This window comes from Bathymodiolus azoricus thioautotrophic gill symbiont (assembly GCF_001298715.1).
Taxonomy (GTDB): domain Bacteria; phylum Pseudomonadota; class Gammaproteobacteria; order PS1; family Pseudothioglobaceae; genus Thiodubiliella.
Map to the genome: position 1 here is coordinate 1 of NZ_CDSC02000012.1, position 9397 is coordinate 9397.

The 9397-nt window shown below is 38.2% G+C and carries 12 protein-coding genes; 11 read left to right on the forward strand and 1 reads right to left on the reverse strand.

Features of this window, described 5'->3' with window-relative positions; translation table 11 throughout:
• The first annotated feature begins 89 nt into the window (after window positions 1–89).
• The 7 genes from BAZSYMA_RS00225 (at window position 90) to thiL (ending at window position 4930) form a co-directional block, all read left to right on the forward strand.
• Window positions 90–392, forward strand: coding sequence for a virulence RhuM family protein (locus BAZSYMA_RS00225; RefSeq protein WP_090714327.1), 303 nt, complete (start codon window positions 90–92; stop codon window positions 390–392).
• Complete coding sequence (gene folK / locus BAZSYMA_RS00230) at window positions 392–865, forward strand: 2-amino-4-hydroxy-6-hydroxymethyldihydropteridine diphosphokinase (RefSeq protein WP_090714329.1); 474 nt, start codon at window positions 392–394, stop codon at window positions 863–865. Before BAZSYMA_RS00225 ends, folK begins: the two co-directional genes overlap by 1 nt.
• On the forward strand, window positions 862–1647 hold the full coding sequence (gene panB, locus BAZSYMA_RS00235) for a 3-methyl-2-oxobutanoate hydroxymethyltransferase (RefSeq protein ID WP_090714331.1): 786 nt from the start codon (window positions 862–864) through the stop codon (window positions 1645–1647). Before folK ends, panB begins: the two co-directional genes overlap by 4 nt.
• Window positions 1648–1763: 116 nt before the next feature.
• Window positions 1764–2624 carry a Fic family protein gene (locus BAZSYMA_RS00240; RefSeq protein ID WP_090714333.1) on the forward strand — a complete coding sequence of 287 codons (861 nt, stop codon included), beginning with the start codon at window positions 1764–1766 and terminating at the stop codon, window positions 2622–2624.
• Window positions 2625–2635: 11 nt separating this feature from the next.
• Complete coding sequence (gene panC, locus BAZSYMA_RS00245) at window positions 2636–3451, forward strand: pantoate--beta-alanine ligase (RefSeq protein ID WP_090714338.1); 816 nt, start codon at window positions 2636–2638, stop codon at window positions 3449–3451.
• Window positions 3444–4022: an NfuA family Fe-S biogenesis protein gene (locus tag BAZSYMA_RS00250; protein WP_090714340.1), complete on the forward strand. Its 579-nt coding sequence runs from the start codon at window positions 3444–3446 to the stop codon at window positions 4020–4022. The genes panC and BAZSYMA_RS00250 overlap by 8 nt, the downstream gene beginning before the upstream one ends.
• Window positions 4022–4930 (forward strand): thiamine-phosphate kinase, encoded by a 909-nt coding sequence (thiL, locus tag BAZSYMA_RS00255; RefSeq protein WP_090714342.1) that lies wholly within the window; start codon window positions 4022–4024, stop codon window positions 4928–4930. The genes BAZSYMA_RS00250 and thiL overlap by 1 nt, the downstream gene beginning before the upstream one ends.
• Before the next feature lie 83 nt (window positions 4931–5013).
• On the opposite strand, the gene dksA is transcribed toward thiL, so the two are convergent.
• Window positions 5014–5424: an RNA polymerase-binding protein DksA gene (gene dksA, locus BAZSYMA_RS00260; RefSeq protein WP_090714344.1), complete on the reverse strand. Its 411-nt coding sequence runs from the start codon at window positions 5422–5424 to the stop codon at window positions 5014–5016.
• Window positions 5425–5473: 49 nt separating this feature from the next.
• Between dksA and BAZSYMA_RS00265 the strand changes: the two genes are divergently transcribed.
• Genes BAZSYMA_RS00265 through icd form a run of 4 tightly spaced genes read left to right on the forward strand, consistent with a single transcriptional unit; the run spans window position 5474 to window position 9384 of the window.
• Complete coding sequence (locus BAZSYMA_RS00265; RefSeq protein WP_090714347.1) at window positions 5474–6238, forward strand: HAD-IA family hydrolase; 765 nt, start codon at window positions 5474–5476, stop codon at window positions 6236–6238.
• Complete coding sequence (gene ilvA, locus BAZSYMA_RS00270) at window positions 6222–7715, forward strand: threonine ammonia-lyase, biosynthetic (RefSeq protein WP_090714349.1); 1494 nt, start codon at window positions 6222–6224, stop codon at window positions 7713–7715. The genes BAZSYMA_RS00265 and ilvA overlap by 17 nt, the downstream gene beginning before the upstream one ends.
• Complete coding sequence (gene rimI, locus BAZSYMA_RS00275) at window positions 7678–8133, forward strand: ribosomal protein S18-alanine N-acetyltransferase (RefSeq protein WP_090714353.1); 456 nt, start codon at window positions 7678–7680, stop codon at window positions 8131–8133. Before ilvA ends, rimI begins: the two co-directional genes overlap by 38 nt.
• Window positions 8134–8136: 3 nt before the next feature.
• The gene (icd, locus tag BAZSYMA_RS00280; protein ID WP_090714355.1) at window positions 8137–9384 is read left to right on the forward strand and encodes an NADP-dependent isocitrate dehydrogenase; all 1248 of its coding nucleotides are present in this window, start codon (window positions 8137–8139) and stop codon (window positions 9382–9384) included.
• Window positions 9385–9397: the final 13 nt, after the last annotated feature.

Sequence of the window (9397 nt, forward strand, 5' to 3'; positions counted from 1 at the left end):
AAAAAACTTAACAATAAGTATTATAAAAAAGAATGGCAAAGTTTGGAAAAATTGAATAATAACACCAAAATAGGATTATTGGACTTTGAATGACTAAAAACCTGGTAATTTATCAAGCTAAAAATGGAGCGATTGAGTTAAAATTAGATTTAAATGTAGAAACTGTTCGGGCATCTCAGAAAGATATTGTTAATATTTTTGACAAAGATCAGTCTGTTATTTTAAGGCATATTAAGAAAATATTGCTTGATAAAGAAGTTGATGAAAAAAGCAATATGCAAAAAATGCATATTGTAAATTCTGACAAACCTATTGTTTATTATTTGTTAGATATTATTTTAGCAGTAGGATACCGCACTAATTTCGCTAAAACCATTCAACAAGGAAACTAATGTTAGCCTATATCGGACTGGGTTCAAACCTTAACAACCCTAAACAACAGATTAAAGATGCGTTGATTGCATTAAATAGTGTGCAAGATGTAAAGGTGGTAGCCTTGTCGAGTTTGTATCAATCCAAGCCGATTGATAACTCGAAGCAACCAGATTATATTAACGCGGTGTGTGAGGTGGATACGCATCTAAGTGCATTGGAGTTGTTGTATGTCTGTCAGGCTATTGAAACCAAACAACATCGCATACGCGAGAAAAAATGGAGTGCTAGAACCATTGATTTGGATATTATTACTTATGGGGTGCAAGTGATTGCCTCCAAACAATTAATAGTGCCACATCCCGAGATGATGAATCGCAGCTTTGTGCTAGTGCCATTGGCAGAAATAGAGCCTGATTTTAAAGTGCCGGTATTGGGTTCAATTCAAGCGTTGATTGATAAGTTAGACACATCAGAGTTGATTAAATTATGAAGATTGATGCGTTAAAAATATTTAAAAATCAAGGTGAAAAAATCACTTGCTTGACGGCCTATGACGCATCATTTGCATCTGTGTTTGATAAATGCGGTGTAGATATTATTTTAGTCGGAGACTCGCTTGGTAATGTAATTAAAGGCGATGAGAATACATTAGGCGTGAGTATGAACGACATGCTTTATCACACGCAAGTAGTGGCAAAAGTCACAAACCAAGCTTTGTTGATTAGTGATATGCCTTATCAAAGTTACACATCTGCTAAACAGACCTTGGAAAATGCCAAATATTTAATGAATGCAGGTGCACAAATGGTGAAATTTGAAGGTGGGCATGAGCATGAATCTTCTTTTCAAATCTTGCAAGACAACAATATTCCAGTCTGTGGACACTTGGGCTTACAACCACAATCAGTCGTAGAAATGGGTGGCTATAAAGTACAAGGCAAAGGTGAGGGCGACGCACAAAGAATTTTAAAGGATGCCAAGGCGCTTGAAGCTTGGGGTGTAAAAACCATCGTGCTTGAATGTATTCCTGCTAAGTTGGGCAAGAAAATATCACAATCATTAAATATTCCAACCATTGGCATCGGTGCAGGTGTGAATTGTGATGGGCAAGTGTTAGTAGGTTATGATATGCTTGGCATTACCCAAAATCCACCTAAATTTGTGAAAAACTTTTTAACCAGTGGCAGTATTGTTTCTGCAACTAATGATTTTATTCAAGCAGTTAAAAATCAAACATTCCCAACAGATGAACACAGTTTTAAGTCTGTATAAATAAAAATTAGAAATACTGATTTTTCTTTGATAGAAATGTATATTTTTTATAATTTATACAAAAAATTATACAATAAGTGTATAATAATTTAAAAATATACAAAAAATTATACACCATGGATTTTGATTATAAAAGTATTTCCTACGCTCAAAAGTTGAGCAATTTGCAGAATTATTACCATACTTCAGTTGCTTTTGCACAGGCGCTCAATATTACTCGAATGACGCTAATTGCATGGAATGATAACCCCCAAAAGATTAAAGTTAAAAATCAAGATAAGATTGATTTGCTATGGTGTCAGTATATTTTTTTGCCAAATGTAAGTAATATTAGTGAGGTTGTCAAAGGTATTGAGTTGGGTAGTTTTTTGTTTGAACCTGCCATTATGGATAAGACGCTTAGACAAATGGCAGCTGGTTCTCTTGAGATTGAGACAGGCACGCAAGAAGTGGATTTTGATGCAATTGTACTTGATAACACTGTGCCTAATAATTTTCACGCAACCTCAGTAGCAGAGGTGCAAAATATTCATTATCTTACCCAAGAAATCGCTCAAAATTTTCAAGCAGAGATCACTTTGCAACAAATTAAAGATTGGCATAAAGTGCTAATGCGTGGCTTGATAAATAATGCTGGCGAGTTTTCCACCAAGCAAAGAGTTTTACCAAATGTTGATACACAACTCACACATCCAAATGATATTGTAGAAGAATTAGAGTTGTGGGTAAAAAAATATAATAAAATCAAATATTTAAGCGATATTGCTAAATCACATTATCATTTTGAAATGATTCATCCATTTAGTGATGGCAATGGCCGTATTGGGCGTTTAATTGTGCTTGCGCAATGTTTACAAATTGATATTAAGCCACCAACCATTAATAATAGCAATAAGGCGTTGTACTATATTTTGTTAGAATATGCAAAAATCAATCCAACACCATTGGCGTATTTTTTTCAAGCGTGCTCTGAATAGGAGATTTAAGCATGGAAATTATTAGTAACATAAGTGAAATGAAACAGTGGCGAGACAAGGGTGAGAGGATTGCTTTTGTGCCAACAATGGGTGGTTTGCATCAAGGACATTTATCGTTGATTGATTTGGCGAAAAAAAATGCCGATAAGGTAGTGGTAAGCATTTTTGTCAACCCAACGCAGTTCGCAGAACATGAAGATTTTGGCACTTACCCTCGTACCATGGATGCTGATTTAGTTGCTTTAGAAGTATCACAAACAGACCTAGTATTTACCCCAAATGTGTATGATATTTATCCAGATAATGCGGTTCTTAATCAGGATGAATTTACCCAAGACAAGGGGCTATTTGAGACTTTATGTGGAAAGACACGACCGCATTTCTTCTACGGTGTATTGCAAGTTGTTAGGCGTTTATTTGAAATTATTCACCCTGATGTGGCAGTATTTGGTCAGAAAGACTATCAACAGTTACACATTATTAAACACTTTACTTCAGGGGTTAAAATTATTGGAGCGCCGATTGTGCGTGAGCATGACGGCTTGGCAATGAGCACGCGCAATCAATATCTAAATGCAGATGAACACAAGATTGCATCAAAACTACACAAGATTTTAAAACAAATTGAGCAGGGTGAATTAGAATTGCAATCTGCTAGAGAGCGACTACAGCGTTATTTTGAGCTGGACTATTTGGAGTTGTTAGATGCAAATACCCTTAAGAAAATCACTGATAATACGAGTAAAATTGCGATACTATCCGCAGTCTACTTGAATAAGGTAAGATTGATAGACAATATAATTTTTAGCAAGGACAACTATGTTTAATATTACAGATGAAGCGCAAATTTATGTAGCAGATTTATTCGCTCAACAAGGTGAAGAAGATTTAGGACTTAAAGTTGATATTGAAAAGGCGGGCACACCTGCTGCTGCCGTTACTTTTAATTTTTGTTATGAAAAAGACTTAGGGAAAAACTATTTCAAATTTGAATACAAGGGTTTTAATGCTTTTATTGATGAAGCTAATTTTGATTATTTGAAAGATTCCGAAGTGGCATTGAAAGAGGAGGGTTCAAGCAAAAAACTCACCATTACTGCCCCAAATGCTAAGGGCGAAGTGCCGAAAGATGATGCGCCTTTAGCAGAGAAAATTAAATACACCATCGCTGCTGAGGTCAATCCACAACTTGCCTCTCATGGCGGATTTGTGGATTTGGTGGAAATTACTGATGACATGGATGTGGTGCTTAATTTTGGTGGTGGTTGTCAAGGCTGTTCATCGGTTAAAGTAACACTTAAAAATGGCGTAGAAGCACAACTTAAATCAATTTATCCTGAGATTAAAAATATCTTGGATGTAACAGACCACTCACAGAAAGAAAACGCATATATGTAGTGGATGAGTTCAGTCTAATCAATAAGTATTTTGACTGGGATCAAGGCATAGGCGATGATTGTGCCCTGATGTCTATTGATAACGGCAGGCAACTTGCTACCACCGTTGATACCCTGATTGAAGGGGTGCATTTCCCAACAGAGACATCAGCGCAAGATATTGCCTATAAAGCCTTAGCGGTTAATTTGAGTGATTTGGCAGCAATGGGTGCGACCCCACTTTACTTTACTTTAGCACTTACCTTGCCTAGTGTTGATAAAAAATGGCTTGAGGGTTTTTCTGAGTCGCTTAAAGCACTCGCTAAACAATATAATATCTCCTTGGTTGGTGGCGATACTAGCAAGGGTAGTCTTAGTATTACTATTAATGCCACAGGTATTGTAAAAAAGACTCAAGCCTTATTACGCTCAGGCGCGCAAGTGGGTGACAGTGTGTTTGTTTCCAACACATTAGGTGATGCCACCTTAGCATGGCAACAAATACAAAATCAACAAACCCCATCAATAGCACTATTAAAACAATTTAATCGCCCTGAGCCGCGAATCAAACTCGCACAACGCTTATTAGGTGTTGCTAATAGCTGTATTGATATTTCTGATGGGCTTAAGCAAGATTTATCACATATCTTATCACGCTCAAAAGTTGGTGTTAGTATTGACTTAGAAGCATTACCGTTGTCAAGCGAAGTTGCACAATATATTGCCAATACACAAGATTGGTGTGTGGCATTAGCCGGCGGCGATGATTATGAGCTTTGTTTCACTGTGCCAAATACACATATTGATAGTGTTAAATCTATTGCAAAAGATTTAGACATTAAACTCACTAAGATTGGTGTGATTGTCGAAAAGCAAGGGTTGGAAATTAAAGGGCTAAACAAGACCTGTAAGTCTTATCAACATTTTTAAAATTTCAAGAATTTGGCAGAACGAAAATTTCAAGTATTTTTTCTTTTTCAAGGTAAATATTTACCTTGAAAAAAACAAAAAAGTTAAACTTCTTTGCGTTCAGCGATAGTTTTGCAATCTATGCACTCATCTGCCGTAGGGCGAGCTTCTAATCTTGGTAGGGCGATTTCCGTACCACAAGTTTTGCAATAACCATAATCACCCATTTCAATCAAATGCAAAGTTTTTTCAATCTTGCTAATGAGTTTTCTTTCACGGTCACGCGTTCTTAACTCAAGTGCAAACTCTTCTTCAAGTGTGGCTCTGTCGTTATCATCTGCCACTTTTGATGAGTCTTCTTGAATGTGAGTGATGGTGGTTTCAGCGTCGCTGATTAACTGTTTCATCCAAGCGCTAAGCTTCTCTTTAAAGTGTTCAATTTGCCCTTCAGACATAAAGTCTTCGTTTTTCTTGGGCTTATAATTAGGAATATCTTGAAAATTAGGTTCTGACATAACGGTTTGTTAATTTAAAATAGCAATTTTCGAACATTATAATAAAAAGATGGCATTAGAAGCACTTATTTTTGATGTAGATGGCACATTAGCAAACACTGAGCGTGATGGGCATTTGGTCGCCTTTAATGAAGCATTCAAGGAATTGGGGCTGGATTGGCTTTGGACAAATGCGCTTTATCACGAGTTACTGGATGTGACTGGTGGTCAATTACGCATTAAACATTACCTGAAAACGCATCGCCCTGATTTTGAGTGTGATGATATAGATGCGCTTGCTAAAAAGGTGCATGGTTTAAAAACCAAAATTTATGTGCGTCTTGCTGATGCTGGTGCTATCCCCCTAAGAACGGGGGTGGCTCGTTTGTTTAGTGAAGCACGCAAAGCTGGTTTGAGATTGGCAATTGCCACCACCACCACGCCTGCCAATGTTGATGCACTCATCACGCATACATTGGGTGCTGATGCGCTGGACTGGTTTGAGGTGATTGGTGCAGGTGATATAGTGCCAAATCTTAAACCAGCAGGGGATATTTATCATTATGTGTTAAAGCAAATGAACCTGAAACCTAATCAGGCGATTGCTTTTGAAGATTCGCACAATGGCATTGTCTCGTCAACTGATGCAGGATTAAAAACATTGATTACTGTTAATGAATACACTAAGACGCATCAGTTTGATGGCGCAATGGCGGTGCTTAATCACTTAGGTGAACCTAACAACAAGCCATTTACAGTATTAGAGGGTGAGCGTACTGAGCACACCTATGTAGGTATTGATTATTTACAAGAATTGTATGCAAACACTTATTGATTTAGTAAACGCCACGCGCGTTTATGAGGTTGCGAGTGAAACGCCATTGAGTGTTGCGCACCAACTCAGTGTGCGTAGCAAAAATACCATTTATTTAAAGCGTGAAGACAAGCAGGTAGTGCATTCTTTTAAACTTAGGGGCGCTTATCAAAAAATATCTGGCTTGTCGGCTCAACAAAAAGCCAAAGGTGTCGTAGCATCTAGTGCGGGTAATCACGCACAAGGCGTGGCGTTGTCTGCCAGCAAACTCGGCATTGAGTCGGTGATTGTGATGCCACTTTACACCCCTAAAATCAAAGTCAATGCTGTTGAGCAACTGGGTGGTAAAGTGGTATTGCATGGCGATGTGTATGATGATGCATTTGCCTATGCCAAGCAATTAGAACAACAACAAGATTTGGTCTTTATCCACCCGTATGATGATATTGAAGTGATGGCAGGTCAGGCGACTATCGCTAAAGAACTGTTAAAGCAAAATCCAAAGATGGACAAGGTCTTTATCCCTGTGGGTGGTGGCGGATTGATTGCAGGTATGGCAACTTATATCAAACATTATGCGCCAAATATTCAAGTTATCGGTGTTGAACCAGAAGATTCACCAACCTTGTATCAATCATTTAAAAATTCTGAGCGTATCACCTTGCCAGAAGTAGGGCGTTTTGCCGATGGCGTGGCAGTTAAGCAAATTGGCGAAGTCACTTATCCGATTGCCAAAGAAGTAGTGGATGAGGTTGTACTTGTGAGTAATGATGAGATTTGTGCTGCGATTAAAGATATTTATGAAGATGTGCGCTCTATTGCAGAGCCTTCTGGTGCACTTGCCACGGCAGGGTTAAAAAAGTATATTAAGCAAAACAATATCAAAGGTGAGAATTTAGTCGCCATTGTCTCAGGTGCAAATGTGAATTTTGACCGCCTACGCTATATCGCTGAGCGTGCTGATTTGGGTGAACACAATGAAGCCATTATTGCTGCTACCATTGATGAAAAACCAGGTAGTTTTTTAAAATTTTGTGAATTGTTAGACAACCATGCCATCACCGAATTTAATTATCGTTACACGCCCTCTAGCCAAGCGCGTATTTTTGTTGGTGTTGCGCTCAGCAAAGGGCTTGATGAGAAACAAGCACTGATTAACAAACTTTCGCAATCATTTGATGTCTTAGATATGAGCGACAACTCTATTGCCAAGACGCATATTCGTTATATGGTAGGTGGGCGTGCTGATGCTGATAACGAGGTTTTGTATCGTTTTGAATTTCCTGAGCGTCCTGGTGCTTTATTAGACTTCTTGAAAAAAATCGGCAGTGATTGGAATATTTCTTTATTCCATTACCGTAATCACGGCGCCGATTTTGGACGCGTATTAATTGGACTACAAGTTGATGATGTGGATAATATTGAGCGTAGTTTTGACGAATTAGGCTATTTCTACCAAAATGAAACCAACAACAAAGCCTATCAATATTTCCTTTAGAGTATTTGATGTACAAGATATCGATGATGTCTTGGCAATAGAGCGACTGGTTTACAAAATACCTTGGAATAAGGCGAAGTTCACTCATAGTCTGAACAATCCCAATATTTTAGCGTACTTAATATTTAAAGACAATCAAATATTGGGTTATAGTATTGCACTGTGCGTGTCTAAGACGGCTGATTTGCTCAATATTTGCATTCATCCTGATTATCAGTATCAAGGTTTGGGTCAGAAGTTGTTTGATTATCAACTGCAAACATCAGGCGTTAAAGAAATCTTTATTGAAGTGCGTGTTTCTAATCACAGCGCCTTATTGTTTTATAAAAAACTCGGATTTGAAGTCATTAATACGCGTAAAAAATATTATTCAGATAGTGAAGACGCTATAATACTGCGTTTTATAACAGATAATTAATCAATGACTTATAAGTATATTCATATGCCAGTTGATGGTACAAAAATCACCTTTAAAGATGGTGTTATCCAAGTGCCAGACAAGCCAGTTATTGGTTATATTGAAGGTGATGGTATTGGCGCGGATGTTTCACCAATTATGAAAAAAGTCATTGACGCAGTTGTAAGCAAAACCTACCACGGTGAGAGAGCCATCCAATGGATGGAAATCTATGCTGGTGAAAAAGCCAATGTGTTATACGGCGAATATCTACCGCAAGAAACCCTTGATGCGATTCAAGCGCTTTCAGTAGCAATCAAAGGTCCGCTAACCACGCCTGTGGGTGGCGGTATGCGCTCACTCAATGTTGCTATTCGCCAAGAGCTTGATTTGTTTATTTGTCAACGCCCAGTACAATACTTTGTTGGCACACCAACACCTGTCAAAGCACCTGAAAAAGTTGATATGGTCATTTTCAGAGAAAATTCTGAAGATATTTATGCAGGTATTGAATATCAAGCAGGCACAGATGAGGTAAAAAAAGTCATCGACTTTTTGCAAAATGAAATGGGCACAACCAAGATTCGCTTTCCTCAAACTTCTGGCATTGGCATTAAGCCAGTGTCGCAAGAAGGTACGCAGCGTTTAGTGCGTGCTGCTATTCAATACGCCATTGATAACGACAAAGATTCAGTAACTTTGGTGCATAAAGGCAACATCATGAAGTTCACCGAAGGTGGTTTTAGAGATTGGGGTTATCAGCTTGCACAAGACGAGTTCGACGCTAAAGTTGTCAGTGATGGACCTTGGTGTGCATTTAGCAATCCAAACACGGGCACAACGATCACTGTTAAAGATGTCATTGCCGATGCTTTCTTACAGCAAATCCTATTACGCCCAGAAGAATATTCAGTGATTGCTACACTCAACTTAAATGGCGACTATATCTCAGATGCTTTAGCAGCGCAAGTAGGTGGTATTGGCATTGCACCAGGTGCTAACTTGTCAGATACTACCGCAGTATTTGAAGCCACACACGGCACAGCACCAAAATATGCTGGACAAAATAAAGTTAATCCAGGTTCAATTATTCTTTCAGCAGAGATGATGCTTAGACATATGGGTTGGACGAAAGCTGCAAATAATGTACTAAGTGCTATGTCAAATGTGATTCAAAACAAAACGGTAACTTACGACCTAGAAAGACTAATGGAAGGCGCTACTTTGTTATCTTGTTCTGAGTTTGGTGATGCGATGATTGATTCTTTATAGGTATTTAGAGATC